We start from the raw sequence: 25,683 nt of genomic DNA on the forward strand, positions 1-25,683 counted from the left end.
CGGACCGGATTAGGAGTTTCGACGATGAGTGATCAATACGTCGGGGAAATGCGCCTGTTCGCGTTTTCGCGCATCCCGAATGGCTGGCTGGCCTGCAACGGCGCCCTCCTGGCCATCAATCAATACGAAGTGCTTTATGCCCTGATCGGCACGACGTACGGCGGTGACGGCGTCACCACCTTCGCGGTCCCGGACCTGCGCGGTCGAGTGCCGATGCACCAGGGCCAGGGCAATGGCTTGTCGCCCCACCCGATCGGCATGGTCTCGGGCACGGAATCGGTCACGCTGTTGACCAGTCAGTTGCCCATGCACACCCATCCGCTGACGGTGACCTCCGCGAATGCCACGCAGTTTTCCCCCGCTGGGGTCCAGCTGGGTGCGTTGGGATCGGATACGACTTATGCCACCGACGCGACCGGAGCAGGCACGTTCCCCATGGCGCCGTTGATGGTCCAGCCCGCGGGTAGCAACCAACCCCACGACAACATGATGCCCACGCTGGTTGCCTCGATGTGCATCGCATATGTCGGTGTCTATCCCAGCCAGGGCTGATTCCCGCACCGTGGATTCCGCGAGTGCCTCTCATACAAGGTGTGCAGCATGACGACCCCCTACCTCGGTGAAATCCAGCTGTTCGGCTTCAACTATGCGCCCCAGGGTTGGGCGCAATGCGAGGGACAGACCTTACCGCTTTCCCAGTTCTCGGCGCTCTACACGCTGCTTGGCGTGCAATACGGCGGAAATGGCACCAGCAACTTCATGCTACCGAACTTCAGCAATCGCACGCCGGCCTCGCAAGGACGGGGGCCAGGGCTGACACCACGGTCGGTAGGCGACACCGTCGGCGAGAACAGCGTGACGTTGCTGGCGACCGAGATGCCGGCACACGGGCATGGCGTGCTTATCTATAACCAGAGTGACAACAGCAAGCGCACAGGCACGCCCGTGAACGGGGCTTACCTGTCGAACCCGCATAGCTCGAGCACCAAACCGTATGCGCCGCTGCCGGGCAATACCCTGCTCGCGCCGCAGACGCTGGGCGTCTCAGGTGGGAACCAGCCGCATGAAAACCGGCAGCCGTTCCTCGCGCTGAATTTCTGCATTGCGCTCGAAGGCGTCTATCCCAGCTTCGGGTGACACGCATGGTCGCCCTCGCATTCGCTCCGATGACGAGGGCGATCGCCAGTGCGCCGCCGGGTTGGGCCGCGCAGCGCCTGGCGTTGCGTCCGGCCGTGACGTCCGACATGCCGTTCCTGCGGCGCCTCTACGCACAGACCCGTGCCGTGGAGCTGGCTGGCGTGCCGTGGCCTGCGGCCATGCGCGAACAGTTCCTCGATGACCAGTTCGCGCTGCAGCACCGCCATTACACCCAGCAGTTCGGCAGCGCCGAGTTCCTGATCGTGGAAGCCGAGGGTGAGCCGATCGGTCGGCTCTATCTCGACCATGCGTCGGACGCTTGCCATGTCATCGACATCAGCATCGAACAGGCGTGGCAAGGCAAAGGGCTGGGTACGGCCTTGCTTGGACAGGTCCAGCACGATGCGGGCAGCGCCTCGCGTGCGGTCACCCTCAACGTAAACCGGCATAACCCACGGGCGCGTCGTTTGTACGAAGCGCTCGGTTTCGTCACCGTGGCCGATGAAGGCGTCTACACCAGCATGCGCTGGCCTGCGCCTAGTTGAAGACCGCCTGGTAGAGGAACCCGTCTTTGTCCCGCGCGACTGGCACGAGGAATATGCCGAATTCCGCCATGCGTTCGCTGCCCATGGCATAGGTGCGCTGCGGGAACAGCACCGGCGATGCATTGCGGAACAGGAGCGAGAACGGCTCCCTCATCAGCCCTGGCATCGGGCGATGCTGCAGCGGACGGGCTTCCACGAGCACGAACGGAACGCGCGCCTGGTCGATGTCGACGTAGAACGTCTCGTTCATCTGGCCGGCGAAGTGATCGAGTCGAAGCAGATGCATGCTATGCCTCCGTGGCGTTGCGACGAGCATGCCTAAATCGCATCCGGCGATGCAACTGCTTTTTTTCTCGTCGGGTGCGCTCGACGAAAGCTGCTGAACGACGACGACTAACGGTCGCGCGTCGCGCCCGGTGCCTGGCGGTTGTCGTTCACGGCGAAGGCGCCGGCCTCAGCCTTCCGTTCCAGGTCGCACGTGGCGTGTCGAATGTAATCGTCATGGCGCGCTCGGTTGTAGCGGGCGTTACCCGAAGGTCGCGACTCATCACACCGTCGCAAAATCGGCCGCCATTCATCGATGGACCGAAGCGATAGAACAGCGTGTCGCCATCCGCCCTTAGGAAGCGGGCCGTGACGTCGCACGAGAATGGCTCGTCGAAGTGCGCCCGGACTGACGTGGAAGCAAAGGACAGGCGCATTACAACGTCGCTATTGGCCTGCTGAATGAGGCCTTGCCACATGCCCTGGGGTTGCGCCGGCGAGTCGGCAGCGGCGCCTGTCACAGGAAGAAAGCCGATCAGCGCGGCGCAATATCCGTACACGGCCAGTCTCGAAAACATCGCGGGTCTCCCGACGGAAAGGGTTGTCGGGACGCTATCAGAGGCACGCGTGTCGGCTAGCTGCAAACTCGGCAAGGTGCACGGCAGGCTTGAACGCATCACGGCCTGGCGCGGCGATTCTTGACAAAGGCAAGCAGCACCCAAACCTGGGCGATCACACCAAAGAAGATGGCAAGACGAAAATAGGACACGGTCAGCGGGCTGTATATCAGCTCAATGATCCCGCTCATGCCGAGCGCCCAAAGCAACCCGAGCATTTCCCTAAGCAGTATTCGCTTCAACATGACGTCCTCACCCTGACGGCAAGCGGTGCATTGCATCTTTCAAGTCTAGCCGCAGCATGCCATCGAAGTGGCCAGGGCAACGCAGCGTTGCTAACACAGGTCACGCTGAGTCAGCAAGATGACATCGGCTCTTCCCTGATGCATGCGCCTACTCGTCCGGGATGAAGAATCCCGTGGTGGAATGGTCGGTATCGACTTCGATGTCGGAAACATAGAAGCCGTCGGGCCACCCTGCGAAACGATGTCGACTCTTCACGACCTCTATCGCGTCCCTGGCTTTCTTCTCGGAGGAAAACACGCCAATGAAAACGGTGTCCGTGATGTATTCGTCGAGCTCGCGGAACCATTCCAACTGATAGACGATCATAGCCGGATCCTGTTGCGATCGATTTCGTTGCCCGCTGCCGCCTTAGGCCAGTACGCCTGACTCAATCTTCGTCCTCGTCGGCTTGCTTGCCATCGTCGCCTTCGTCATAGATCTCATCGACCTCCAACTCCCAAATCACAAATGCCGTCGGGAAGTCGCAGAAGCCTGGAAGCGGCGCCGAACGTGCAATGGCTGCCTCCGCATTCGCGCGCGTGGAGTACCACCCGATAAACCAGGTGCTGAAGACGTCGTCATGGAGAAGCCTTCGATGCTTCACCAGATAGAGAACCTTCATGCGAATACTCCAGGTATATGTCCAACGCGGTCGTTGACGGCTAATCGCAAACGTCTGGTAGTCGCAATTTTGCTCCGGAGTGAACCTCATGCATCTTCTTGTCATGACCGTATTGGTAACACGACACTCCATACACCTGGATCACGTTGCCGTTCGATTTATCAATCTGAAGGAACGCCGCTACTCGACTCCCTCCCACCCACTCGTCCCATAACAGGTCCATGCTATAGAAATCCGGTGATAGCTCGCCTTCCAGCTCAGGCTCAAGGTGCGATCGTAGAAACACGGTTTGTGTTAGCTCTTTCGCTTTCGCTCTCGCCTCGTCTACCGAAATCCCTTTGGCTCGGTTGGCTGCGCTGGCGTTCGCAAATCCGCAAGCCATCACCAACAGCATCTTCATAGCGGTGAAACGAGATTTCATTGCCATCCCTCCCGAATGACCTACTGCACCCCGCTGATCGCTCTAGTCACTTCCGGCTGGAACTTTGGATCCGGTGTTGCCGGTTGCTCTAAGGCATGGATGCGCTTCTTGAATTCGTCCTGCGATCGCGCGCAGGCGCGCTCCTGCAAGGGTTCCCTTCACTACCTACGGCTCAGATAAGAACATCTGCGCCAACACACTCCGCACCTAACTCCGAGACTTCCGCGTCATTCAGGACGAGTAGGTGCCTGTCGTCATCGAGGCGGATGAATCTGTCTTCCTGCAGGCCGGCCACACTTCGCAGGCATTTCGCCTGTTGCGCGTTCAAGACATTGATCGGATACACCCCGCGGATCTTGTCACGATGGAAGGCGCGGTTGTCTCGAAGCTTGCGCGTTCTCTCGAAGAAGAATCGACCGAGTTCTTTCGCGGGCATCTGTTCGTAGTGCGTCCCGTAGACGCGCCGCGATCGCCCTGAGCTGCGCAAAGATCTTGCGCGTATCGGCTCCCCTGGGCCGGTCGTAGCTAACCAGGTGCCGGGCCGCTATCACGTCGTCCATGTGACCTTGTCTTGCAAGGAGGGCCGCTAGCGCGATGATCGCGCGACGTGGAGCGGGTGAAGGGAATCGAACCCTCGTCAGTAGCTTGGGAAGCTACAGCTCTACCATTGAGCTACACCCGCATCGCCCCGGGATGTTAAACGACAAGGCTCCCGGGGGAAAGGTGGCGACATCCTGAACAGCCCTGAGACCCTGCATTTCCCCGGTCGGGCTCCGGCGCATAATCGGGTCGGGGAATGCCCAGAGGACCGCCGCCATGCGCTTGCTCGCCGTATCGATCACTGCCCTGTTGGTGTTTGGCGCCAGCCAGGCGTCGGCACAGTCGCGGACGGTGTCCACGGCCAATATGCCGAAGCCTGGAGTGAGCTACATCTCAGGCCCCTCGGTCCCCGAACGCCGCGAGACGGTCAGCACCGGCACCCTGCCCACCCCGGCACGGCTCTATGTCCGCGGCCAGCTGGTGACCGGTTCCTACCAGTCCACCACCGAAGTCGGTGGATCCACGTATGGCGACGGCGGCTACGTCGACGGCGGCTATTCGAGCAACAACGGCTACTACGGCGGCTATTACGGCGGCTACCCGGGGAATGGCTACCCGGGTAACGGCTACCCAGGCAACGGTTACCCCGGCCACGGCGGCTACCCCGGTGGCGGCCGCCCCGGCAATGGCCACGACCACGACCACGGCCGTCCCGGCGACAACCGCCAGGACAACACGGTCACCGTTGGCGTGAAGCCCCGCCCTTCCGACGGCAAGCCCGGTTACAACGTCGCCCCGGTCCGCGACGACAACCACCGCGACGGCCGCGGCAACAACAACGGCTGGAACGGCAACGGCAACGGCTGGAATAACAACGCCGGCTGGAACAACGGCCCGCAGCCCACGATCAACGAACCGCCGCCGCGCCCCTACACCCCCGGCAGCGGCCAGACTTTCGGCCCGCAGATGATCCCGGTCAACGGCTCGCGCGTCGCGCCGGGCAGCGGCGGCCCACCGCCGGTCCGCGGGCGCTGAAGCAAAGCCGCCCACCCGCTAGAATGGGCCGCTTTGACCCGACCGACTGACCATGGCCCACGACGACGACACGCAGGGCGAAGGCCCCTTCCAGCGCCGCATCCGTAGCTTCGTGCTGCGCGAAGGCCGGATGACCCCGGCCCAGCAGCGCGCCTTCGACGACCACTGGGCACGCTTCGGCCTGGATTACACCGGCGGCACCCGCGACCTCCCGGCCACCTTCGGTCGCGAAGCCCCGCGCGTGCTCGAGATCGGTTTCGGCAATGGCGAGGCCCTGGCCTGGGCGTCCGAGCACGACCTCGCCCGCGACTACGTCGGCGTGGAAGTCCACGGCCCGGGCGTCGGCCGCCTGATGAACGCGCTGGCCGCCCGCGACGCCAGCAACGTGCGCCTGTACAAGCACGACGCGGTGGAAGTCCTCGAAAACGAGATCGCCCCGGGCAGCCTGTCCGAAGTGCGCATCTGGTTCCCGGACCCCTGGCACAAGAAGCGCCACAACAAGCGCCGCCTCGTCCAGCCGGCTTTCATCGCTCTGCTCGCGTCACGCATGGCGCCGGGCGGCCTGCTCCACCTCGCCACCGACTGGGAGGCCTATGCCGAGCACATGCGCGAGGTGATGGAAGCCGCGCCGGGCTGGCAGAATCGCGTGGGCCCGGGCGCCACCGCCGAGCGTCCGGAGTGGCGCATCGAAACCCATTTCGAACGCCGCGGCATGCGTCTTGGCCATGGCGTCTGGGATTTCCTCTACGAATGGCACGGTTCGACAAGCCCTTGATGGATTAAGGCCCATAGTGGGTCTTCGCGTCCCTCACGGAGCCCCGCATGTCTATTTCCACCCTGGCCGACCTGTTCGCCGAGACCCTCGAAGAAGCCGGTGTCCGCCGCATCTATGGCGTGGTGGGCGACAGCCTCAACGCCATCACCGAATCCCTGCGCGAGCGCAACCGCATCGACTGGGTGCATGTTCGCCACGAAGAAGCCGCGGCCTTCGCCGCCGGCGGTGAAGCCCAGGTCACCGGGGAACTCGCGGTCTGCGCGGGTAGCTGCGGCCCTGGCAACCTGCACCTGATCAACGGCCTTTTCGACTGCCATCGCACCCGCACGCCGGTGCTGGCGATCGCCGCGCACATCCCCAGCGCCGAGATCGGCAGCGGCTACTTCCAGGAAACCCATCCGACCGAACTGTTCCGCGAATGCAGCGTGTTCTGCGAGATGGTCTCGGACCCGGCGCAGATGCCCCGCGTGCTCGACTCGGCGATCCGTGCCGCGGTGGGCCAGCGTGGCGTGGCCGTGGTGGTGATTCCCGGCGACGTGGCGATGAAGAAGGCCGTGGTGAAGAAGGTCACGCCGAAGGCCGGCCTGCTTCCGCCCGCGCCCAAGGTGGTCCCGGCCGAGCGTGAGCTCGATGCCCTGGCGGCCCTGCTCAACGCCGGCAAGCGCGTCACCCTGCTTTGCGGCCGCGGCACCGCCGGTGCCCACGACGAGTTGCTGGCCCTCGCCGAGGCGCTGAAGTCGCCGATCGTGCATGCACTCGGCGGCAAGGAATTCGTGGAGTACGACAACCCCTACGACGTGGGCATGACCGGCCTCATCGGCTTCAGCTCCGGCTACCACGCCATGGAAGACTGCGACACGCTGTTGATGCTCGGCACGGACTTCCCCTATCGGCAGTTCTACCCGGAAGACGCGAAGATCGCCCAGGTCGACATCCGTCCCGGCAACATCGGCCGGCGCTGCCAGGTCGACCTCGGCGTGGTCGGCGACGTCGGCGAAACGCTGCGCGCCCTGCTGCCGCGGATCGAGCCGAAGCGGGTTCGTGGCCACCTCGACCGCTGCCTGGCCCACTACGCGCGGACCCGCGAAGACCTCGACGAACTCGCCGCCATCCGTGCCGGCCACGAGCTGATCCATCCGCAGCAGGTCACCCACCTGGTTAGCGAGCTGGCCGAAGAGGATGCGGTGTTCACCTGCGACGTCGGCACGCCGACGATCTGGGCGGCCCGCTACCTCAGGATGAATGGCAAGCGCCGGTTGGTCGGCTCCTTCGTCCACGGCTCGATGGCCAACGCCATGCCCCAGGCCATCGGCATCCAGGCCGCGTATCCCGATCGCCAGGTGATCTCGCTCTCCGGCGACGGCGGCTTCGCCATGCTGATGGGCGACTTCATCACACTGGCCCAGGAGAAGCTGCCGGTGAAGATCATCGTGCTCAACAACGGCACGCTGGGCTTCGTCGAGATGGAAATGAAGGCCGCGGGCCTGCAGGAAACCGGCGTGGAGCTGCAGAACCCGGATTTCGCCGCCATGGCCAATGCCATGGGCATCCACGGCCGCCGGGTGGCGCGTGCCTCCGACCTGCCGGCCGCGATCGCCGAGGTGCTCTCGCACGAAGGGCCGGCCCTGCTCGATGTCGTCAGCAACCGCCTGGAACTGTCGATCCCGCCGAAGATCAGCGGGGAACAGGTCAAGGGCTTCAGCCTCTATGCGCTGAAGGCGGTGATGAGCGGGCGTGGCGACAGCATCGTCGACCTAGCGGTGTCCAACCTCAGCCGCTGACCACCCCAGCCATGTACCTGTCTTCAGCCCGGAGCCACCCCTAGCGCGTATACTTCTGCGCCATCGACAGCAGCCTGGCGAAGCGATGCCACCGCATGCCCCCATCGACCGGAACGGGACTGCCGGCTAGTGGCACTTACACTCACGCCTGAAATGATCCTCGTGCTGGGCCTGGTGGGCTTCACCATGCTCATGCTCGTGCTGGAGTGGATCCGCGCCGACATGGTGGCGCTGCTGGTGGTGGTCACCATCGGCCTCACCGGGCTGATCCCCGGTGAGCAGGTGTTCAACGGCTTCGCCGGTAACGCCGTCATCGCGATCATCGCGATCATGATCATGGGCGCCGGCCTCGACCGCGCCGGCGTGCTCAACCTCACCGCCTCGTTCGTGATGCGCATGGCGCGTGGCGTGGAGTCGCGGCTAGGCGTGGTGGTCAACAGCGTCACCAGCCTGTTCAGCGCCGTGATCCCCAGCCAGGCCCTGGCCGCGCTGATGATCCCGGTCACCTCACGCCTGTCCGCGCGCACGGGCGTGCCGATGTCGCGGCTGCTGCTGCCGATGGCGTTCTGCATCCTGACGGCGACCAACACCACGCTGATCGCCAACTCGCCGCTGATCGTCCTCAACGACCTGATCGCCAGCGCCAACAGCAACCTGCCCCCCGGCGCGCACACCATCCCGAAGTTCGGCCTGTTCAGCGTCACGCCCGTGGGCCTGGTGCTGGCCGGCCTCGGCGTGGCCTTCTTCTGGCTGTTCTCGCGCAAGCTGCTGCCCGAGCGCGAAGACGAGCGGCTGAAGGTGACCCCGGGCCGAACCGAGAGCTACTTCGCCGACACCTATGGCATCGCCGGCGAAACGGCCGAGCTCACCGTCACCGCCGAGAGCCCGCTGGTGGGCATGAGCATCGGCGAGGTGGAACAGCTGCACGGCGCCCCGCTGATCCTCGCCATCAAGAATGGCAACGAAAGCCGTGTGGCCCCGCCGTCGGACCAGATGATCTGGGTGGGTACGGTGCTCGGCGTGCTGGCCCCGAAGGACGCGATCAACGCCTTCGCCAATAACCAGCTGTGCCGCGTGTCGATGCGCATGCGCCAGCTCGGCGAGCAGTTCAACACCACCCGTGCCGGTATTTCCGAGGCGGTGATCCCGCCCAGCTCGCGCTTCATCAAGCAGACCGTGGGTGAGCTGCGCCTGCGCAAGCGTTTCGGCATCTCCGTGCTGGCGGTGAACCGCGGCGACGAGGTCTACCGCGAAGACGTGCGTGCGGTGAGCCTGCGCGCCGGCGATACCCTGGTGCTGCACAGCAAGTGGCGCGACCTGATGCTGGCCGAGGAAGACCGCGACTTCGTCGTGGTCACCGACGTGCCGAAGGAAGAGCAGCGTCCCGGCAAGATCTGGCAGGCCGTCGGCTTCTTCGTGCTGGCCAAGTGCCTGGCCCTGTTCACCCACCTCGACCTGTCGGTGGCGATGATGACCGGCGCCGTGGGCATGCTGCTCACCGGCGTGCTGAACATGGACGAGGCGTACAAGGCGATCAACTGGAAGACCATCTTCGTCACCGCCTGCCTGATTCCGCTGGGATGGTCGATGGATTCCACCGGCACCGCGAGCTGGATCGCGCAGGAAGTCCTGGCCGTGCTCGGCCACGCCCCGCAGTGGACCCTGCAGCTGTCGATCGCCGTGCTGACCCTGATCTTTTCGCAGGTGATGTCGAACGTGGGCGCCACCGTGATGATGGTGCCGATCGCGATCAGCGTGGCCGTGTCCACGGGTGGCAACCCGTCCGCCTACGCGCTGATCGTGGCGGTATCGTCGTCGAACACCTTCCTGCTGCCGTCGGGCCACCCGGCCCTGATGATGGTCGCCGGCCCCGGTGGCTACCGGGCGAAGGACTTCCTGCGGGTAGGCCTGCCGCTGACCGTCCTGGTGCTGGTGGTGACGCTGGTCTGCGTCAACCTCATGTACCGCTGACGGTCGTGTGTAGGAGCGCGCCTGCGCGCGATGGGGGTTGCCGCGATTCCATCGCGCGCAGGCGCGCTCCTACACGCACATCCACACGCACACAGAAATATCTCAGGCGAGCTGGACGGTGCCGTTGCTGACTGTGACGGGCACGGCGCGCAGGCGGTCGCCCTTGCAGGGGCCGGTCTGGCAGTGGCCGTCGCCGGCGGTGAAGGTGGCGCCGTGGGCGGCGCAGATGATCAGGCCGTTGCGGACGAGGAAGCGGCCGGGCGCGTAGTCGAGCCGCCGGCCCGCATGCGGGCACACGTTATAGAAGGCACTGACCGCCTCGCCGTCGCGATAGACCAGCAGGGATTCGGCTTCGCCGGCCACCAGGGCTTCGACTTCGATGGCATTGCCGTCGGGGATGTCTTCGAGGAGACAGAGGGGGGCGCTATCGGGGTTGGTCGTCATGGCACTTGTCTGGGGGGAGGGGATGCCCCAAGGTAAAGAGGCTCGCACGCATGTCATTGTGCCATACGGATTTTTAACCAATGCGCTTCGTCTTCCCGCCCATCCGCCGTTCACGCAACCCGCTCGCCCGCGCCCTGTCGCTCGTGGCCGGCCTGGCCGTGCTCGGGGTATTGCTGGTCTTCGGCGTGGTCGTGCTTGGCGTGCTGGTGGCCGGTGGCCTGGTCTTCCTGGCAGTCCGCCAGTGGAAGCTGGCCCGTGGTCGCACGGCGGGTGCCACGGGGCCTGTCGGCGCGGCGCCGCAGACGGCTGCGCGCGCCAAGGAGCCGGACGTGCTCGAAGGCGAATTCGTGGTCATCAGCCGCCAGGGCCGTCCCGTCCACCATTGATCGCCTGTGGGCGCGGGATCGCAAGACGCGGATATCTCTCGCGCTGCCCTCCGCTTACGCTGGTCTCCCATGAAGGAGGCCACCATGAACCGTCCCGCCCTCGCCATGCCGAATCCGACCGACGATGCCCTGGAACGCGTGCGTCTTGCCCTCGAGCAGGACGATGCCAGCGCGGACCTGGCTAGCCTGGCCGCGCTCGCCGGATTGAGCCCGACCCACCTGCAGCGGATCTTCCGCAAGCGCTATGGCGTGAGCCCCGCCGAGTACGCACGCTCGCGGCGCTTCGGCCAGCTCCGCCAGGCCCTGCGCGACGGCGCGGCGGTGACCGATGCCGTCTACGACTCCGGGTTCGGCTCAGGCAGCCGCGTCTACGAAGAGAGCGACCGCCGCCTCGGCATGACCCCGGCGAGCTATCGCGCGGGTGGCGCCGGCGCTTCGATCCGCTACACCACCACCTCGACGCCGCTGGGCCAGCTGCTGGTCGCGACGACGGCGCGCGGTATCTGTTCGGTGACCCTGGGTGCCGACGACGCCGGGCTTCAAACGCGCCTGGCCGACGAATTCCCGCTCGCCACGCGCGAACGCGTCGACGAGGGCCGCGAGGAATGGCTCGATGCGGTGATCGCGCGGGTCGCCCACGAACTGGGCTGGAGCGACCGCGATGCGCCGGCCATGCCGCCGCTCGATGTGGCCGCCACGGCCTTCCAGTGGCGGGTGTGGGACGCGCTGATCCGCATCCCGCGCGGGGAAACGCTGAGCTACGGCGAGCTTGCCGCGAAGATCGGCGTGCCCAAGGCCGCGCGTGCCATCGGCCGCGCCTGCGGCAGCAACAAGCTCGCCTTGCTGGTGCCCTGCCACCGCATCATCCGCGAAGACGGCAGCCTCGGCGGCTGGCGTTGGGGCATGGAGATCAAGCGCCAGCTGCTGGCCAGCGAGCGCGCCATGAGCGCCGCTCAAGGCTGACCCGCGAAGCTTTCGCTACCGCGCCGCGCGCGTCGGCGATATCGTGCAAGACCTGCGCCGTCGCTGGCGGCGCGCTCCACGCACTGGCTCTTCCCCACCATGACCGACACCGCCTGCCCCGCCACCCCCATGCCTGTCCCGAACGAATCGCGCTGGTTGGTCCCGCTTTCGCTGTTTGCGCTGTACGTGATCTGGGGTTCCACCTACCTCGGCATCCGCTATGCGCTGGTGAGCTATCCGCCGTTCCTGCTGGCGGCGCTGCGCTTCGCCATCGCCGGAGTGTTGCTGATGGCGGTGCTCTGCGTCCGCGGCGCCACCCTGCCCACGGCACGCCAGTGGCGCAACGCGGCCATCGTCGGCACGCTGCTGCTGGCCGGTGGCAACGGCCTGGTCTGTTTCGCCGAACAGTCGGTGAGCTCGGGCATCGCCGCCGTGGCGGTGGCAAGCATGCCACTGTTCGCGGCGCTGTTCGGCGGCATGTACGGCGAGTGGCCGTCGCGCGGTGAGTCGGCCGGGCTCGTTCTCGGCTTCATCGGCGTGGTGGTGCTGAACCTGGGGGCGGGCCTGTCCGGCGCACCGCTGGGTGCCATCGCGCTGATCGTCGCGGCGATGTGCTGGGCGTTCGGCTCCGTGTGGTCCAAGCGCCAGGACATGCCGAAGGGGCCGATGAACACGGCCGCGCAGATGCTCTGTGCGAGCGTCTCGCTGGCCATCCTCGCGTTGCTGCACGGCGAGCGCTTCCCCGCGCATCCCGTCGCATCGGCGACCGCCGCGCTGGCCTACCTCGTGGTGTTCGGCTCGCTGATCGCCTTCAGCGCCTACCTCTATGTCCTGAAGACCGTGCGCCCGGCGCTGGCGACCAGCTACGCCTACGTGAACCCGCCGGTGGCGGTGCTGTTCGGCGTCGCCCTGGCCGGCGAGCACGTCGGCCCGTTCGACCTCGCCGGCATGGCGATCATCCTGGTCGGCGTGGGCATCATCACCATGATGCGCACGCGCAAGGCCTGAGCCACGGCGTGATCCGTGTCACGTGCGCGGCACGCCGGCTGATTTTTCAGATTAATCGGATGGGCCCCGCGCCGCGGGCGATCTAGGCTGCGCTCCCGCTTTTGCAGGAGACCGCCCTGGACGCCCGTGCCCCTCGTTCGCCCGCGCGGCGACGCCATCCCTGTAGCGCGCGCCTCGCCATGCTGCTGTGCCTCGGCATCGCGGCGCTGGCCTGCTGCCAGCCCTATCGCGCCGACGATACCGCCTGCTTCGCGCCGGCGGCCACGACGGCCGCCGACGATCCCTGCCCGCTGCCTACAGCTCGCGCAACGCCGTGGTGACCGGCACCCGCGCCGCGCGCAACGCGGGGAACAGGCCGCCGATGAAGCCGATCGCGAGCGCCCACTTCAGCCCGGTCCAGAGCAACTCGCCACTGACCTGGAAGCGGAATACCACCTGGCTGAAGTTCGCCCCCAGCGTCGAGGCACTGTAGTTGTGGAAGATGAGCCAGACGATGCCGGCCCCTATCACGCCGCCGAGCAGTGCGAGCAACATCGTCTCCAGCAACACCGACACCACCACCGGCAGGCCACGGAAGCCGATCGCGCGCAATGTCGCGATCTCGCGGGCGCGGGCCTGGATCGCCGCGAACATCGTGTTCAACGCACCGAACACCGCACCGATCGCCATGATGATGCCGACCGTGATGCCGACGATGCGCAGCGTCTTGGTCAGCGCTTCGGACTGCTTGCTGAAGTAGGCCTGCGTGGTGCTCACGTCCACCTTCAGGCGCGGATCGGCGGCGAGGTTCGCCTTGAACGCATCGAACGCTTTCGGCGAATCGAGCAGGACCGTCACCGACTGCACGCTGCTGCCACGCCGATAGGCCGAGGCCACGCTCTGGGTATCGCCCCACAGCTCGGAATCCAGCGCATCGTTCGACGCGAAGGTGCCGACCACCGTCCAGGTCTGTCCGGCGAGCCGGATCGTCTTGCCGACGTCAAGGCCAGCGAACTGGCCCTTCGCGCCCTTGCCGACGATCAGCTCGCGCAGGCCCGGCTTGAACCTGCGACCTTCGACGATCTTCACCTGGTCGCGCAGCGCCCAGACGTCGTCGCTGACCCCGCGGATGGGTACGTTGGCGTCGCTGTTCGGATCGCCCTTCACCGGCAGGTTGGCGACGACGACGATCTCGCCGGACGCGATCGGCCGGCCCTCGGGGCCCTTCTTCACGCCCGGTGCCTGCATGACCACATTCGCGCTGTCGCGACCGAGGATCGAGTTGAGCTCGGCCTGCGAGCCGCCGCGCAAGACGATCGCGGTGCGGTCACTGCCGGTGGCACGCAGGGTAGTCGCAAAGCCTTCGCTCATCGCCAGCATGGCGACGAGAACACCGACCACGCCGGCGATGCCGACGACCACGACCGACGACGAACCGAGCCGCTGGCCAAGCGTGGACAGCCCGACGCGGGTGACCTGCCAGGTCTGGCGGCCGCGGCGCGTCGTCGCCATCCACACGGCGAGAAGCACACCCAGCAGCACCACGCCCTGCCAGGGCACGGCGGTCCACGCCATGAGGAACACGACGACGATGGCGAGCATCATCAGGCCGAAGAGGAACTTCTTGAAGGTTTTCATGGGAGTTCCTCAGCGCCCGGCGAGCGCATCGACGATATTGAGGCGCATGGCTCGCATCGCGGGCAACGCGCCGACGATGGCGCCGATGACCAGCATCAGCGCCGCGCCCAGGATCCAGGTCTGCATGCCGACCGGCGGCAGGTTCAACATGCCGCCACTGCCCTTGGCAACGATCGGCACGATGATGCCGGCGAGGCCGAGGCCGAGGATGCCGCCAATCAGCAGTAGCAGTACGCTTTCGGCCAGCACCATGCACAGCACGCTGCGGCTGCTGAAGCCGATGGTCTTGAGCACGGCCAGCTCGCTGGTGCGTTCACGCACCGCCTGCGCCATGGTGTTGCCGGTGAGCAGGATCAGCGTAAAGAACACCGCACCCATGATCGCGCTGACGATCAGGCCAATGTCGCCAATCTGTTTCACGAACGAGGCATTGAACGCCTGCTCGGTCTGCGTCTTGGTTTCATGGTCGGAGTTGGCCGAGATCGCATCGACGGCCTTCGCCACGCGGTCGGCATCGTTCTGCGAGTTGAGCCGGAGCACGTACCAGCCCACCGTGGTGCCGATGCTCTGGAACGCATTGGCGTCTTCGAAATATTTGTGGTGGAAGAAGAACTGCTGGTCCGTGCCGTTCGCCGCACCGGGGGCCGCGGTGTAGATGCCGACGATGTCGAACGGCCAGGTCTTGTCGCCGTTGCGCTGCGGGAAGATGGTCGATTGCAGTGGCACCTTGTCGCCGACCTTCCAGCCGTAGCGCCTGGCCAGCGCCGCGCCGACCACCGCACCCGTGCGTGTGTTCGCGAACGCCTTGCGTTGCTCGGGCGACAGCTGGATCTCGTGGTAGATGTCGAGGAAGTTGTCGCTGACGGCGAAGCTCAACACGAAGTTCTTCGGGTCCTGGTAGATGCCGCCAAACCAGTTCGAATAGCCCACGTCGCGCACGCCGGGCACCGCCTTCATCTGTACCGCGAGGCTGGCGGGCAACGACTGGATGATCGAATAACGCGAGGTCGTCAGCAGGCGGTCGACGCCGATCACGCTACCGCCCGAGTTGAAGGCGCTGCGCGTGGCATCGAGCATGCCGAACAACAGGAAGGCTGCGAGGATGGAGACCAGCGTGAAGAACGTGCGCGTCTTGCGCCGGAACAACGCGGCCCAGATCAGATGGAAGTATTTCATGGCGGCGTCCCCGGGCTCAGGCCGCGGCCTGCTCGACGAGGGTGCCCTTGTCGAGATGCAGCGTGTGGTTGGCGTATTCGGCGGCCTTCGGGTCATGCGTCACCATGACGATGGTCTTGCCGTGTTCGCGATTGAGTTCGCGCAGCAGGCCGAGGATGTCTTCGGCCGACTGGCGATCGAGGTCACCGGTGGGCTCGTCGCACACCAGCAGGGTGGGATCGGAAACGATCGCGCGGGCAATCGCCACGCGCTGTTGCTGCCCGCCGGACAGTTCGGCCGGTTTGTGCGTTGCGCGGTCGGCCAGGCCAACCAGTTGCAGGGCGATGGCGGCGTTCTGCGCGCGCTGCTTGCCCGACAGTTTGGTCAGCAACAGCGGCAGCTCGACGTTGCGCTGCGCGCTGAGCATGGGCATCAGGTTGTAGAACTGGAAAACGAAGCCCACGTGCGCGGCGCGCCAGCGGGCCAGTGCGCCGGCACCGAGCGTATCGATGCGTTCGCCGGCCACCGTGAGGCTGCCGCTGGTCGGTGAATCGAGTCCGCCGATCAGGTTGAGCAAGGTGGTCTTGCCCGAGCCCGACGGGCCCATCAGGGCGAGGAAGTCGCCCTCTTCAATCTTCAGGTCCACGCCGTGCAGCACTTCGACCTTCTGCCGGCCGCGCTCGTACACCTTGGAAAGGTCCTGGATGTCGATCAGGGTTGCCATGCGGGTATCTCCGTGCGTTGGTCAGGGCGTGGGCTGGGTGACGCGGACGGCGGCGCCGTCGGCGAGGGTGTCGGGCGGGGTGGTGACGACGCTGTCTCCGGCGGCGAGGCCCTGGGTCACCAGGCGCAGGTCGCCATTGCTCGCGGCAGCCGCGGTGATGGCGTGGCGATGGGCCTTGTCGTCGGCGACCACGAAGGCGACCTCGTGGCCGTCGCGCTGGACGATGGCGTTGGCCGGGACCATCACGCCCTTCGGCGGTTCGTTGCGTGTTTCCACGCGATGTTCGAGGAACGACACGCGCACGCCCATGTCGGGAACGATGCGGCCATCCTTGTTTTCGAGGGCGACGCGCACCTTCACCGTGGCCTTGCCGCGGTCGGCGGCCGGCACGATCGCGATGACGTGCGCGGGAATGCGCCAGTCGGGATAGGCGTCCAGCACGGCTTCGGCGGCCATCGCCGGCTGCACGCGGCCGATGTAGGCCTCGTTGACGTCGACGTCGATCTCCAGCGAATCCATGTCGACGATGGTGCCGACGCCCGTGCGAGTGAAGCCGCCGCCCGCGGACAGCGGCGAAACGATTTCGCCAACCTGTGCGGCCTTGTCGGTTATCACGCCGTCGAACGGCGCGCGGACCACGGTGTAATCGAGGTTGACCTGGGCGACGCCGACCTGCGAATCGGCCGCCTGGGCCTGCCGGCGTGCCGTGTTGAGCTGGGCCCGGTAGGTATTGGCCTGGGTGCGGGTCTGCTCGGCGATCTGCCTGGATACCAGTCCGCGGCCGACCAGCGCTTCCTGGCGGGTGGCATCGCGCAGGGCCTGGTCGAGCTGGGCCTCGCTCTGGGCGACGGCGGCGTGCGCGGCGGCGGCGCTGGCCTGGGTCGACTGCAGCCCGGCCCGCAAGGCGCTGTCTTCAAGCCGGGCCAGCACCTGGCCCTTCTTTACCCGGTCGCCTTCTTCGATCAGCACCTCGGTGAGGCTGCCGGTGATCTGCGCCGAGACCGTGGCCTGGCGGCGTGCGGTGACGTAGCCGGTGGCCTGCAGCACGGCGCCGGCGTCCCCGGCGGAGGCCGGTGCCACCGCGGTTGCCACCTGCACCTCGATGGGGCGGCGGGCGAACAGCGCCCACGCCCCCACGCCGATGGCGAGCAACACGGCGACGATGCCGGCGATGGCAGCGACGCGGCCCCACGGCGGGCCGCGGCCCGGCGCTTCCTTGTGCGATTTGTCGATCTTCAGCTGCTTAAGCAGCTCGGCATTGGCGTTCATGGCCCCTCGCATCCCCATGCGTTGTTCAACCAGGATCATGCGAACCTGGCAGGCGCCGCGCCATTCCGCGCCATCAGCCATCGGCCGTGACAGGTGTCACCTGCTAGGCTTGGCCGCATGAATACCGTCATCCCCTCGCCGGCCCAGCCGAGCCTCCCCGTCGTCGGCCAGTCGGGCCGATTCCCCGTCCGCCGCATCTTCTGCATCGGCCGCAACTACGCTGACCACGCCAAAGAAATGGGCGCCAGCGTGGACAAGGCGAACCCGATGTTCTTCACCAAGCCCGCCGATGCCGTCGTCACCGATGGCGCCGACGTGCCCTACCCCTCCGCCACCAGCGACCTGCACCACGAAGTGGAAATGGTCGTCGCGCTCGGCGCGGGTGGCACCGACCTGTCGCCCGCCGAGGCGGCGAAGCTGGTCTGGGGCTACGGCGTGGGGCTCGACCTGACCCGCCGCGACCTGCAGGCACAGGCCAAGGCCAAGGGTGCGCCGTGGGACGTGGCCAAGGGCTTCGACCATTCGGCCCCGGTGTCGGCGCTGGTGCCGGCCAGCGAGGCCACGCCCGGCGCGGCCACCCGCATCACCCTCGAAGTCAACGGCCAGGTACGCCAGCAGGCGACGCTGGGCGAGATGGTGCTCGACGTGGGCGAGATCCTCGCGGCACTATCCACCCTGTTCGAGCTGAAAGCAGGCGACCTCGTGTTCACGGGTACGCCCGCCGGTGTTTCAGCTTTGCAACGCGGGGACCGGTTCCACGCCACGCTGGAAGGCATCGCGGCATTCGAAGGCCGCGTAGTGTGAATTCGCGCGATCCTTACATAAGGATCGTTAGGTTCGGACGTCCGACACGAAGCAACGAGGAGTCTATTCGATGAGCATGGTCGAAGAATTCAAGAAATTTGCCCTGCGTGGCAACGTGATCGACCTGGCCGTGGGTGTGGTCATCGGCGCGGCCTTTGGCAAGATCGTTACCTCACTGGTCGACAACATCATCATGCCGCCCATCGGCATGCTGATCGGCGGCATCGATTTCTCCGACTGGAAGTGGGTGTTGAAGCCGGCGGACGCCGCGACGAAGACGGCCGAAGTGGCCATCCAGTACGGCGTCTTCATCAACGTGCTCATCCAGTTCGTCATCATCGCCTTCGCGATCTTCCTCGTGGTCAAGGCGATCAACCGGGTCACCCGCCACGAAGACAAGCCGGCCGCCACCCCGGCCGACGTGGTGCTCCTGCAGGAGATCCGCGACCTGCTCAAGCAGCAGAACCACACGCCCTGATCCAGGCAAAAAAATGGCCGCCGGAGGGGAATATCCGGCGGCCTATCTGGGGAGATCTGGCGCCCGGGAGGTGAGCCTCACGGCTCGGGCGCCTTATTGTTGGTATGTGGATACGTTGCTACGCGTGACGCCGGGTATCAGAAGTCGTAGGTGATACCGAAGCGGACGTAACGCGGGGTGCTGTAGTACGTGACGCGACCGTAGTTCGTGTTCGGTGCCGCGGTGGTGCCGTACAGGACGTAGCTTGCGGTCGCCTTCGACTCGTTCAGTACGTTGTAGACCATCACGTTGAACGCAAGTTTCTGGTCGGCCCACATCGGGCGGTATTCACCCGACAGCGAGATGATGTGCTGCCACGGCTGGCGACCGGCGGCACCCGGAGGCGACGGCTGGCCTGCGCAGTAGTGGTAGTAGCTGCCGTAACCGACCGGATTGGTTTCGTCCGAGCCGTAGTAACCCAGGCAGGTCTTCGGCGTGCCCGACATCAGCAGGATGTTGCCCGAGAGCATCCATTCCTTCGCCACCTGCCAGGAACCGTAAGCCTTGAGCTGGTGCTTGCGATCGTTCGAGAGCAGGCCGTTGGAGTACTCCATCAGCTTGCCGTAGTCCCAGTCCACCGTCGCCGAAACGTCGGTCTGGCCGATGTCCGAACGCACCTGGCCTTCGGTGTTGCCGTAGCTCTTCGAGTACAGGTAGTCGATCTTGCCGGTCCAGGTGCCGTCGAACGGATGCTCGAGGTAGGTTTCCAGCGAGTAGTAGCTGCGCTTGGCCTTCGGCATGCCGAAGTCGACCGCCGAGACGTTGACGCTGTCGTAGCCACCGCTGCCATCCGGGATGCGATACGTGTTGGTGCGGCCCGGGTTGGACAGGTAGCAGCCGTTCATGTTGCTTTCGTCGACGGTGTAGCCGAGCGATGCCGCCTTGTCGGCGATCGTGTCGAGGTCGCAGATGTCGTCGAGGATGTTACGCAGCTTGCGCACCTGGCCCTTCATGCCCCAGACCCAGTCGCTGTTGATCTGGTGATCGAAGCCGAGCTGGTACTCGTCCTGGTATTCGGACTTGATGTTGCTCGCGGCCACCGTCTTCGCATCCGGCGACTGGCCGTACTCGTTGTTGGCGGACACGGCGCCGCCGGTCGACGAGGCGAGCTGGGTGAGGCCGGTCGGGTAACCGTTCGAGTCGATGCCCGTGTAGGTGTAGTACTCGTTGGTGTACAGCGAACCCGCGGCGGCACGCAGCGCCACCGAGGCCGGCATGGCGAGATAGTAACGGCCCGCGTTGGCGTAGACCTTGAGCGACGAATCGCCGTTGACGTCCCACGCGGCGCCGAGGCGCGGCGCCCACTGCGGCTTGGTCAGGCGCAGGAACGCTTCACCGCTGGGGTTGTAGTTGGTGAACTGGTCGTTGCGGATACCGATCTTCAGCAGTAGGCGATCGTCGACCTGCCAGCTGTCTTCGAGGTACTGGGCGCGCTGCTTCACGCGCACCGACGCGGCGGTGCTGTAGAGGTACTTCGACACGTAGTAGCCGGTCTCGCCGCCGGCACCGGTATTCGGCGCGGCCACGAAGGGGGCGTCGCTGATGTTGGTGTCCGGCGTGCCGTAACCATACTGCCAGGCCACCGCGTCTTCGCCGTCGTCGACGTCGTGCGAGTCGAGGTTATCGATACCGCCAGTGATCGTGTGGTCACCCAGCTTCCACGACAGGTCCAGGCGCAGGTTGCGCGTGGTCGCCGAGTGGTCCGGGTTGGCGATGGTGAGCGCCGACTGGCCATTGTTGATCTGCCCGCCACCGGTCACGTCCGGGTTCTCGAGTTCCGGATGCAGGATGTACGTGACCGACGGGTCGTAGCCCGGGGTCTCGCTGTAGTACGTCATCTTCTGCTTGCCGTACATCGCCGTCAGCGTGATGTCGTCGGTGATGTAGCTGGTGTACTTGGCGATGTAGACGCGGGCGTCGTTCTTGGTCGACGTGTCCTGGCTATTCAACGCACCGGTCTGGGCGGTGTCGTAGTCATAGTCGTAGTAGTTGCCCTTGTACTGCGTCTTGCTGCCGGCACCGGTCAGTTCGAGGATGTTGGTGTCGTTGATGTTCCAGTCGATCTTCGCGTACCACTTCGGATCGTGGTACTCGTACTTGTCGTTCAGCGAGGTGGTCACCGGCTGCACGGAGTTGGACGACTGCTTTTCCTGCTCCACCGCGGCGAAGAAGAACAGCTTGTCCTTGATCAGCGGGCCGCCGACGTAGGCGCTCTCGGTGGCCGACCACGAGTCGTTCTGCGAGTTGCGGCGATAGATCTGGCCGTCCTTCGAACCGGTGGTGTAATACGTGTTCGGGCTGTCACCGCGGGCGAACGCCGGCTGCCACAGCACCTGGGCGCCGAAGTGCCACTCGTTGGTGCCGCGCTTGCCGCTCTGGCTGATCACGCCGCCGTCGGAACGACCGTAGGCCGCTCCGTAACCGCCGCTCAGGATTTCCTGCTGGTCGATCGCGCCGTACGGCAGGGTGATGCCGCCGAAACCGCTCAGCGGGTCGGTGGTGTTGAAGCCGTTGAGGTAGTAAGCGTTCTCGGTCACCGACGAACCGCCGATCGAGACCAGCGAGTTGCTGTTGGTGGTGCCGCTGAAGCCGGCGTAGCCCGGGACGACGCCCGGTGCGAGCAGCGCGATGGCTTCGGCACTGCGTGCCAGCGGCAGCTTGGCGAGCTGTTCGGAAGTGATGACGGTGCGCGAGTCGACGCTGGAGACGTCCACCGGCGGCAGCGTGTTGGCCGAGACGGTAACCGAGCCCAGGCTGGTGGCTTCACCGGCAGCGGCAGCAGCGGCGAACGACACTTCGGTACCCGAGCCGACACGCAGGCTGACGTTTTCGCGGGCATCGAGCGCCTTGCCACCCTGCATCAGGCTGACCGAGTACGAGCCCAGCGGCAGTGCGCCGATCGTGTAGCGGCCGTCGTTGCCGACGGTAACCTCGCGGACCACGCCGGTGGCGCTGCGGGCAACGACGGTCTCGCCCTCGGCGACGGGCGCCTGGCCGAAGATGCTACCTGTGGTGGACTGCGCGAGCGCGGCACCGGCCCCGAGGGCCAGGGCGAGCGCGAGACTGATCCGGCTCAGCCGGACCATGGGCGAAGGATTCTTGGACACTACGGGACTCCCCAAAGATGAAATGAATGACCTTCCCGGGACGGACGCCTGGCATGCGCCATCCCCACCGCATCCCTGGAAGGTTCGCGTGTGCCGTCCTCGGAGGACGGCTACCGCAAAATCAATGTAGTGTTAAATCCGCGTGGCCACGTGGCGTGAAAATCCACCATCGCTCGGCGATTCCTTGGCCGCATGGACGTCCAAACGCGACGAGGTACGCCACGCGCGCGGCGACATGCCGAACGCCTCGCGGAAACTGCGGCCGAAATGCGTCATGTCGCCGAAGCCCCATGCCTGCGCGATATGCGCGATGCTGCGGTATCGCAACGCCGGATCCGCAAGTTCTCGCCGGCAACGCGCCAGGCGCTCCGTACGAACCCAGCGCATCAGCGTCATCTCTTCGTCGGCGAACAGTTCGAAGAGATAACTTGCTGACAGGCCCACGCCCCTTGCGATCACCTCGGCGCACAGGCCCGGATCCGCAAGATGTTCGCGCACGTAGCGACGCACCTGGTCTTTGTGGTGTTGGCGCAGTTGCGAGGGCGGCGGCGTGGGATCGTCCACCGACGAGGCGGCCACCGCAAGGACATGCGGTATCGCATCGACCAGGCGATCGGCCATCGGCTCGGTCAGTTCCTCGGCGCGCTCGAACAGGTCACGGTAGAGGCCGCGGAGGAAGCCGACTTCGGTGAGGTGGCCATGCAGGCCCACCGCGGCAACCTGTTCCAGCCGCGGCAGCGCATCACGCAGCACGGCCAGGGGCAGGTAGGCCACCTGGACCAGCGAGCGACCGGTTTCGACACGGAACGGCCGGGAGAGGTCGACCAGGCAGAAGTCCCCGGGACGGATCAGCGAGCGTCGCCCGTGTTGTTCGACACTGCTCTCGCCTTCCAGTTGCAGGACCAGCAGTGCCGCGTGGCGGTGATGCCGTGCCAGGTGGTCGCTGCTCAGCACGTGCGGCTGGTGGCTGAAGGTGCCGATGCGCAGGCGGTCGCCCGCATAGCCGTCGAGCAGGACGCTCATGCCGGGCTGGCGCGTGGCCGCATGGCCGAACTCACCCCAGAAGCGCTGGGCGGCGGCGAGCGGCTCGCGCACGCGGGGCAGCACCGGGGTCGGGGTCGAGAGGTAGGACATCGCCGTGGCTCCCATGCTCATGGCCCCGCCACGATGTTGTCGAAGTCATCGTCGTCGTCTTCGTCGCCCGGGGGCGGCGGAGGCGGCGGCCCGTGGCGCGGCCGCGGCGGCGGGGTGAAGCCCTTGTCGGCCATGCACTGGGCCATCATTTCGGGCGGCACGGGATCATCCTGTTCGCGGCCGTATTCCACCCAGCAGTCGTCCAGGGCCGCTTCCACCCGCGGATCGTGCGGTGGCGGACGGGGCGGGTCGCGATCCTGCGCCTGCACGGCGGCGGCAAGTGCCAGCCCGAAGGCGAGCCATGCGGTGAACCAGCGGGACGAAAACAACATGGGGCGCAGCCTGCAGTGAAACGGTAGGCTGCAGGCTATCGGCCGCGCGTCACCCGCCGTTGTCGCCGTGTGTCCGCTTTGTGTCGCCCCGGTGTCGCCGTGGACACGCGCGATCCGCGATTTTTTGCTATCAAACGCCCATGGCCATGGACCCTAACGCCCTTATCCTCGTCGTCGACGACGACCCCGACCTGCGCGAACTGATCGCCGGCTTCCTTGGTGGCCACGGCTATCGCGTGCAGGCGGCCGAGAACGTCGCCCAGATGGACCTCGCGATCGCGCGTGAACGGCCCGACCTGGTCGTGCTCGACGTCATGATGCCGGGCGAGGACGGCCTCTCGGCCGCGCGCCGGCTCACGGCCGACAAGGGGCCGCCGGTGATCATCCTCAGCGCCCTCGGCGGCGATACGGACCGGATCATCGGCCTGGAAGTGGGCGCGGACGACTACCTGGCCAAGCCGTGCAACCCACGCGAGCTGCTCGCCCGCGTGCGCGCGGTCCTGCGCCGCACCGTCGGCGCCGAATCAAGCGCGGTCGACGAGGTCCGCCCGTATACGTTCGCCGGATGGCGCCTCGACATCGCCCGTCGGGACCTGCGCGATCCCACCGGCATCTTCATCAACCTGTCCGACGGCGAGTTCGCCCTGCTGCGTGGCTTCGTCGACCACCCGCAGCGGATCCTCAGCCGCGACCAGTTGCTGGACCTGGTCCATGGTGGCCGCACCGAGGTGTTCGACCGCGCCATCGACACGCAGATCAGCCGCCTGCGGCGTAAGCTCAACGATCGCGCGGCGATGGAGATGATCCGCACCGTGCGCAACGAAGGCTACATGCTCGTGCCCAAGGTCAGCCGCCTGTGATGCCGATGCCGCGCCTGTCGATCTTCGCCCGCAGCTTCCTGATGGTGGTCTGCGCCCTGCTGGTCGCGGAGGCGATCGGCTTCCTCGTGTTCACGCTGAAGCCGCCCCGGCCCACCGCGTCTGCCGGGCTGTTCGACATCGTCGCGGTGCTGCGCCCGGACCTGCAGTCGTTTGGCCATCCGTTCGAAGACGGCGCGCCGCCGGGCCCGGGCATGCATGGCGGTTTCATGCCGCCACGCGCACCCGACCTTGAACTGACCACGCGCGCGGAAGCACCGAAGGCGCCGGCCACGTACGACGTCATGGCCTCGCAGCACCTGGCCGGGCGCCTGGCCGAGATGCTCGCCACGGACGCCACCCGGCTACGCGTGTTCGTCACGATCGATAGCCATGGCCCCATGGCCGGCCCGATGCGTGCGGCGGTCGGCGCCGGCTCGGTGATCGGCTATCGCGCCGACGACGGCCAGTGGCACGTCGCCACCGTGCCCGAGACACCGTTCGCCGACACCGTCATCGCGCGGCTGTCGTGGATGCTCGGCATCGGCGTGCTGGTCATGCTGCCGCTCGCCATCCTGTTCGCACGGACCCTGTCGGCACCGATCCAGCGCTTCGCCGAAGCCGCGCAACGGCTGGGCACCGACACCGGCGCACCGCCGGTGCCACGCGAAGGCCCGCGCGAGGTACGCCAGGCCGTGGATGCGTTCAACGCCATGCAGGCCCGGCTCAACCGGATGATGCAGGAACGCACCAACATGATCGCGGCCATCGCGCATGACCTGCGTACGCCGCTGACCCGACTCACCTTCCGCCTCGACGGCTTGCCCGAACCGCTCGGCAGCAAGGTCGATGCCGACATCGTCGAGATGAAGACGATGATCTCGGCGGCGCTGGATTTCATCCGCGATCGCGCCTCGGGCCCGCATCGGCAACCGCTGGATTTCCGCCTGTTGGTGGAAAGCGTGGCCGACGACCTGGTCGACATCGGCAACGATGTCTCCCTGCAGGGCGGCGATGCCGTGACCGTCGATGGCGATCCGGTCGCGCTGCGCCGGGCCGTGATCAACCTTGTCGAGAACGGCCTGAAATACGGCGATCGCGTGCGCATGCGCCTGCGCTTCCACGGCGAGGCCTGCGTGCTCGAGATCGACGACGACGGCCCGGGCATCCCCGAGGCCATGCAACGGCAGGTGTTCGAGCCGTTCTTCCGGCTGGAGGCGTCGCGCAACCGCGACACCGGCGGCATCGGCCTGGGCCTCGCAAGCGTGCAGGCGATCCTCTCCGAGCACGGTGGCCAGGTGCAGCTGCGCAATCGCCGCGAAGGCGGCCTGCGTGCGTCGGTCACCTTGCCGGCGCGTCGCCATGCATGACTT

29 protein-coding genes and 1 tRNA gene are annotated in these 25,683 nt (G+C 66.2%); 15 read left to right on the forward strand and 15 right to left on the reverse strand.

Going from position 1 to position 25,683, the window contains the following annotated elements:
• Positions 1–24 precede the first annotated feature (24 nt).
• Genes KPL74_14645 through KPL74_14655 form a run of 3 tightly spaced genes read left to right on the forward strand, consistent with a single transcriptional unit; the run spans position 25 to position 1,682 of the window.
• A complete protein-coding gene (locus KPL74_14645) occupies positions 25–552 on the forward strand; it encodes a tail fiber protein (GenBank protein QWT18980.1) in 528 nt (175 codons plus the stop codon).
• Between the two features lie 48 nt (positions 553–600).
• Positions 601–1,137, forward strand: a complete 537-nt coding sequence (locus tag KPL74_14650) for a tail fiber protein (GenBank protein ID QWT18981.1) — start codon at positions 601–603, stop codon at positions 1,135–1,137.
• A gap of 5 nt (positions 1,138–1,142) precedes the next feature.
• Complete coding sequence (locus tag KPL74_14655) at positions 1,143–1,682, forward strand: GNAT family N-acetyltransferase (GenBank protein QWT18982.1); 540 nt, start codon at positions 1,143–1,145, stop codon at positions 1,680–1,682.
• Here the strand turns inward: KPL74_14655 and KPL74_14660 are convergent.
• The 6 genes from KPL74_14660 to KPL74_14685 form a co-directional block, all read right to left on the reverse strand.
• On the reverse strand, positions 1,675–1,968 hold the full coding sequence (locus KPL74_14660; GenBank protein QWT18983.1) for a hypothetical protein: 294 nt from the start codon (positions 1,966–1,968) through the stop codon (positions 1,675–1,677). The genes KPL74_14655 and KPL74_14660 overlap by 8 nt on opposite strands.
• 148 nt (positions 1,969–2,116) lie before the next feature.
• Complete coding sequence (locus KPL74_14665; GenBank protein ID QWT18984.1) at positions 2,117–2,524, reverse strand: hypothetical protein; 408 nt, start codon at positions 2,522–2,524, stop codon at positions 2,117–2,119.
• A gap of 98 nt (positions 2,525–2,622) precedes the next feature.
• Positions 2,623–2,808 carry a hypothetical protein gene (locus KPL74_14670; protein QWT18985.1) on the reverse strand — a complete coding sequence of 62 codons (186 nt, stop codon included), beginning with the start codon at positions 2,806–2,808 and terminating at the stop codon, positions 2,623–2,625.
• Between the two features lie 148 nt (positions 2,809–2,956).
• Positions 2,957–3,175: a hypothetical protein gene (locus KPL74_14675; protein QWT18986.1), complete on the reverse strand. Its 219-nt coding sequence runs from the start codon at positions 3,173–3,175 to the stop codon at positions 2,957–2,959.
• A gap of 61 nt (positions 3,176–3,236) precedes the next feature.
• Positions 3,237–3,470 (reverse strand): hypothetical protein, encoded by a 234-nt coding sequence (locus tag KPL74_14680; GenBank protein QWT18987.1) that lies wholly within the window; start codon positions 3,468–3,470, stop codon positions 3,237–3,239.
• A gap of 40 nt (positions 3,471–3,510) precedes the next feature.
• Complete coding sequence (locus KPL74_14685) at positions 3,511–3,891, reverse strand: hypothetical protein (protein QWT18988.1); 381 nt, start codon at positions 3,889–3,891, stop codon at positions 3,511–3,513.
• Between the two features lie 244 nt (positions 3,892–4,135).
• Here KPL74_14685 and KPL74_14690 point away from each other — a divergent pair, with 244 nt between their 5' ends.
• A complete protein-coding gene (locus KPL74_14690) occupies positions 4,136–4,369 on the forward strand; it encodes a hypothetical protein (protein ID QWT18989.1) in 234 nt (77 codons plus the stop codon).
• 130 nt (positions 4,370–4,499) lie between these two features.
• Here KPL74_14690 and KPL74_14695 read toward each other — a convergent pair.
• Positions 4,500–4,573 (reverse strand) — tRNA-Gly (locus tag KPL74_14695).
• 134 nt (positions 4,574–4,707) lie between these two features.
• Between KPL74_14695 and KPL74_14700 the strand changes: the two genes are divergently transcribed.
• From KPL74_14700 to KPL74_14715, 4 genes are all read left to right on the forward strand, one after another.
• Complete coding sequence (locus KPL74_14700) at positions 4,708–5,466, forward strand: hypothetical protein (GenBank protein ID QWT18990.1); 759 nt, start codon at positions 4,708–4,710, stop codon at positions 5,464–5,466.
• A 52-nt stretch (positions 5,467–5,518) separates the two neighbouring features.
• Positions 5,519–6,241, forward strand: a complete 723-nt coding sequence (gene trmB, locus KPL74_14705; protein ID QWT18991.1) for a tRNA (guanosine(46)-N7)-methyltransferase TrmB — start codon at positions 5,519–5,521, stop codon at positions 6,239–6,241.
• 47 nt (positions 6,242–6,288) lie between these two features.
• Positions 6,289–8,022, forward strand: a complete 1,734-nt coding sequence (gene poxB / locus KPL74_14710) for a ubiquinone-dependent pyruvate dehydrogenase (protein QWT18992.1) — start codon at positions 6,289–6,291, stop codon at positions 8,020–8,022.
• Between the two features lie 129 nt (positions 8,023–8,151).
• Entirely contained in the window at positions 8,152–9,993 is a 1,842-nt protein-coding gene (locus KPL74_14715; GenBank protein QWT18993.1) for an SLC13 family permease, read from the forward strand.
• 102 nt (positions 9,994–10,095) lie between these two features.
• Here the strand turns inward: KPL74_14715 and KPL74_14720 are convergent, their stop codons facing one another.
• Positions 10,096–10,437, reverse strand: coding sequence for a Rieske (2Fe-2S) protein (locus tag KPL74_14720; GenBank protein QWT18994.1), 342 nt, complete (start codon positions 10,435–10,437; stop codon positions 10,096–10,098).
• A gap of 80 nt (positions 10,438–10,517) precedes the next feature.
• Between KPL74_14720 and KPL74_14725 the strand changes: the two genes are divergently transcribed.
• The 3 genes from KPL74_14725 to yedA all read left to right on the forward strand — a co-directional run bounded on the left by KPL74_14725 (position 10,518) and on the right by yedA (position 12,794).
• Positions 10,518–10,823, forward strand: a complete 306-nt coding sequence (locus KPL74_14725; GenBank protein ID QWT18995.1) for a hypothetical protein — start codon at positions 10,518–10,520, stop codon at positions 10,821–10,823.
• 84 nt (positions 10,824–10,907) lie between these two features.
• A complete protein-coding gene (locus tag KPL74_14730) occupies positions 10,908–11,786 on the forward strand; it encodes a methylated-DNA--[protein]-cysteine S-methyltransferase (GenBank protein ID QWT18996.1) in 879 nt (292 codons plus the stop codon).
• Positions 11,787–11,885: 99 nt separating this feature from the next.
• On the forward strand, positions 11,886–12,794 hold the full coding sequence (yedA, locus tag KPL74_14735; protein QWT18997.1) for a drug/metabolite exporter YedA: 909 nt from the start codon (positions 11,886–11,888) through the stop codon (positions 12,792–12,794).
• Positions 12,795–13,088: 294 nt separating this feature from the next.
• Here yedA and KPL74_14740 read toward each other — a convergent pair whose 3' ends face one another.
• The 4 genes from KPL74_14740 to KPL74_14755 are packed head-to-tail and all read right to left on the reverse strand — an operon-like array spanning position 13,089 to position 17,559.
• A complete protein-coding gene (locus tag KPL74_14740; GenBank protein QWT18998.1) occupies positions 13,089–14,411 on the reverse strand; it encodes an ABC transporter permease in 1,323 nt (440 codons plus the stop codon).
• Between the two features lie 9 nt (positions 14,412–14,420).
• Positions 14,421–15,587 carry an ABC transporter permease gene (locus KPL74_14745; GenBank protein QWT18999.1) on the reverse strand — a complete coding sequence of 389 codons (1,167 nt, stop codon included), beginning with the start codon at positions 15,585–15,587 and terminating at the stop codon, positions 14,421–14,423.
• Between the two features lie 16 nt (positions 15,588–15,603).
• The gene (locus KPL74_14750; protein QWT22620.1) at positions 15,604–16,281 is read right to left on the reverse strand and encodes an ABC transporter ATP-binding protein; all 678 of its coding nucleotides are present in this window, start codon (positions 16,279–16,281) and stop codon (positions 15,604–15,606) included.
• 30 nt (positions 16,282–16,311) lie between these two features.
• Positions 16,312–17,559, reverse strand: coding sequence for an efflux RND transporter periplasmic adaptor subunit (locus tag KPL74_14755; GenBank protein QWT19000.1), 1,248 nt, complete (start codon positions 17,557–17,559; stop codon positions 16,312–16,314).
• A 117-nt stretch (positions 17,560–17,676) separates the two neighbouring features.
• On the opposite strand from KPL74_14755, the gene KPL74_14760 reads away from it, so the two are divergent.
• Together KPL74_14760 and mscL are read left to right on the forward strand one after the other, a co-directional pair.
• Positions 17,677–18,363, forward strand: a complete 687-nt coding sequence (locus KPL74_14760; protein QWT19001.1) for a fumarylacetoacetate hydrolase family protein — start codon at positions 17,677–17,679, stop codon at positions 18,361–18,363.
• Between the two features lie 70 nt (positions 18,364–18,433).
• On the forward strand, positions 18,434–18,841 hold the full coding sequence (gene mscL / locus KPL74_14765; GenBank protein ID QWT19002.1) for a large-conductance mechanosensitive channel protein MscL: 408 nt from the start codon (positions 18,434–18,436) through the stop codon (positions 18,839–18,841).
• Positions 18,842–18,978: 137 nt separating this feature from the next.
• Here mscL and KPL74_14770 read toward each other — a convergent pair whose 3' ends face one another.
• The 3 genes from KPL74_14770 to KPL74_14780 all read right to left on the reverse strand — a co-directional run bounded on the left by KPL74_14770 (position 18,979) and on the right by KPL74_14780 (position 23,453).
• Positions 18,979–21,987 (reverse strand): TonB-dependent receptor, encoded by a 3,009-nt coding sequence (locus KPL74_14770; GenBank protein ID QWT19003.1) that lies wholly within the window; start codon positions 21,985–21,987, stop codon positions 18,979–18,981.
• A gap of 132 nt (positions 21,988–22,119) precedes the next feature.
• Positions 22,120–23,142 carry a helix-turn-helix domain-containing protein gene (locus tag KPL74_14775; protein QWT19004.1) on the reverse strand — a complete coding sequence of 341 codons (1,023 nt, stop codon included), beginning with the start codon at positions 23,140–23,142 and terminating at the stop codon, positions 22,120–22,122.
• Positions 23,139–23,453 (reverse strand): hypothetical protein, encoded by a 315-nt coding sequence (locus KPL74_14780; GenBank protein ID QWT19005.1) that lies wholly within the window; start codon positions 23,451–23,453, stop codon positions 23,139–23,141. Before KPL74_14780 ends, KPL74_14775 begins: the two co-directional genes overlap by 4 nt.
• A 140-nt stretch (positions 23,454–23,593) precedes the next feature.
• Between KPL74_14780 and KPL74_14785 the strand changes: the two genes are divergently transcribed.
• Both KPL74_14785 and KPL74_14790 read left to right on the forward strand, forming a co-directional pair.
• Positions 23,594–24,313 carry a response regulator gene (locus KPL74_14785; GenBank protein ID QWT19006.1) on the forward strand — a complete coding sequence of 240 codons (720 nt, stop codon included), beginning with the start codon at positions 23,594–23,596 and terminating at the stop codon, positions 24,311–24,313.
• Positions 24,313–25,680 (forward strand): HAMP domain-containing protein, encoded by a 1,368-nt coding sequence (locus KPL74_14790; protein QWT19007.1) that lies wholly within the window; start codon positions 24,313–24,315, stop codon positions 25,678–25,680. The genes KPL74_14785 and KPL74_14790 overlap by 1 nt, the downstream gene beginning before the upstream one ends.
• Positions 25,681–25,683 lie beyond the last annotated feature (3 nt).

Source organism: Bacillus sp. NP157 (genome assembly GCA_018889975.1).
Taxonomy (GTDB): domain Bacteria; phylum Pseudomonadota; class Gammaproteobacteria; order Xanthomonadales; family Rhodanobacteraceae; genus Luteibacter.

What these genes read in the sequence shown, in the direction of transcription:
- trmB (QWT18991.1), top strand. Translation starts at nt 5,519, where the DNA reads ATGGCCCACGACGACGACACGCAGGGCGAAGGCCCCTTCCAGCGCCGC.
- KPL74_14740 (QWT18998.1), bottom strand. Translation starts at nt 14,411, where the DNA reads ATGAAAACCTTCAAGAAGTTCCTCTTCGGCCTGATGATGCTCGCCATC.
- KPL74_14790 (QWT19007.1), top strand. Translation starts at nt 24,313, where the DNA reads ATGCCGATGCCGCGCCTGTCGATCTTCGCCCGCAGCTTCCTGATGGTG.
- KPL74_14775 (QWT19004.1), bottom strand. Translation starts at nt 23,142, where the DNA reads ATGAGCATGGGAGCCACGGCGATGTCCTACCTCTCGACCCCGACCCCG.
- mscL (QWT19002.1), top strand. Translation starts at nt 18,434, where the DNA reads ATGAGCATGGTCGAAGAATTCAAGAAATTTGCCCTGCGTGGCAACGTG.
- KPL74_14780 (QWT19005.1), bottom strand. Translation starts at nt 23,453, where the DNA reads ATGTTGTTTTCGTCCCGCTGGTTCACCGCATGGCTCGCCTTCGGGCTG.
- KPL74_14745 (QWT18999.1), bottom strand. Translation starts at nt 15,587, where the DNA reads ATGAAATACTTCCATCTGATCTGGGCCGCGTTGTTCCGGCGCAAGACG.
- KPL74_14755 (QWT19000.1), bottom strand. Translation starts at nt 17,559, where the DNA reads ATGAACGCCAATGCCGAGCTGCTTAAGCAGCTGAAGATCGACAAATCG.
- yedA (QWT18997.1), top strand. Translation starts at nt 11,886, where the DNA reads ATGACCGACACCGCCTGCCCCGCCACCCCCATGCCTGTCCCGAACGAA.
- KPL74_14655 (QWT18982.1), top strand. Translation starts at nt 1,143, where the DNA reads ATGGTCGCCCTCGCATTCGCTCCGATGACGAGGGCGATCGCCAGTGCG.
- KPL74_14680 (QWT18987.1), bottom strand. Translation starts at nt 3,470, where the DNA reads ATGAAGGTTCTCTATCTGGTGAAGCATCGAAGGCTTCTCCATGACGAC.
- KPL74_14760 (QWT19001.1), top strand. Translation starts at nt 17,677, where the DNA reads ATGAATACCGTCATCCCCTCGCCGGCCCAGCCGAGCCTCCCCGTCGTC.
- KPL74_14725 (QWT18995.1), top strand. Translation starts at nt 10,518, where the DNA reads ATGCGCTTCGTCTTCCCGCCCATCCGCCGTTCACGCAACCCGCTCGCC.
- KPL74_14700 (QWT18990.1), top strand. Translation starts at nt 4,708, where the DNA reads ATGCGCTTGCTCGCCGTATCGATCACTGCCCTGTTGGTGTTTGGCGCC.
- KPL74_14645 (QWT18980.1), top strand. Translation starts at nt 25, where the DNA reads ATGAGTGATCAATACGTCGGGGAAATGCGCCTGTTCGCGTTTTCGCGC.
- KPL74_14720 (QWT18994.1), bottom strand. Translation starts at nt 10,437, where the DNA reads ATGACGACCAACCCCGATAGCGCCCCCCTCTGTCTCCTCGAAGACATC.
- poxB (QWT18992.1), top strand. Translation starts at nt 6,289, where the DNA reads ATGTCTATTTCCACCCTGGCCGACCTGTTCGCCGAGACCCTCGAAGAA.
- KPL74_14685 (QWT18988.1), bottom strand. Translation starts at nt 3,891, where the DNA reads ATGAAATCTCGTTTCACCGCTATGAAGATGCTGTTGGTGATGGCTTGC.
- KPL74_14785 (QWT19006.1), top strand. Translation starts at nt 23,594, where the DNA reads ATGGCCATGGACCCTAACGCCCTTATCCTCGTCGTCGACGACGACCCC.
- KPL74_14660 (QWT18983.1), bottom strand. Translation starts at nt 1,968, where the DNA reads ATGCATCTGCTTCGACTCGATCACTTCGCCGGCCAGATGAACGAGACG.
- KPL74_14670 (QWT18985.1), bottom strand. Translation starts at nt 2,808, where the DNA reads ATGTTGAAGCGAATACTGCTTAGGGAAATGCTCGGGTTGCTTTGGGCG.
- KPL74_14665 (QWT18984.1), bottom strand. Translation starts at nt 2,524, where the DNA reads ATGTTTTCGAGACTGGCCGTGTACGGATATTGCGCCGCGCTGATCGGC.
- KPL74_14730 (QWT18996.1), top strand. Translation starts at nt 10,908, where the DNA reads ATGAACCGTCCCGCCCTCGCCATGCCGAATCCGACCGACGATGCCCTG.
- KPL74_14675 (QWT18986.1), bottom strand. Translation starts at nt 3,175, where the DNA reads ATGATCGTCTATCAGTTGGAATGGTTCCGCGAGCTCGACGAATACATC.
- KPL74_14650 (QWT18981.1), top strand. Translation starts at nt 601, where the DNA reads ATGACGACCCCCTACCTCGGTGAAATCCAGCTGTTCGGCTTCAACTAT.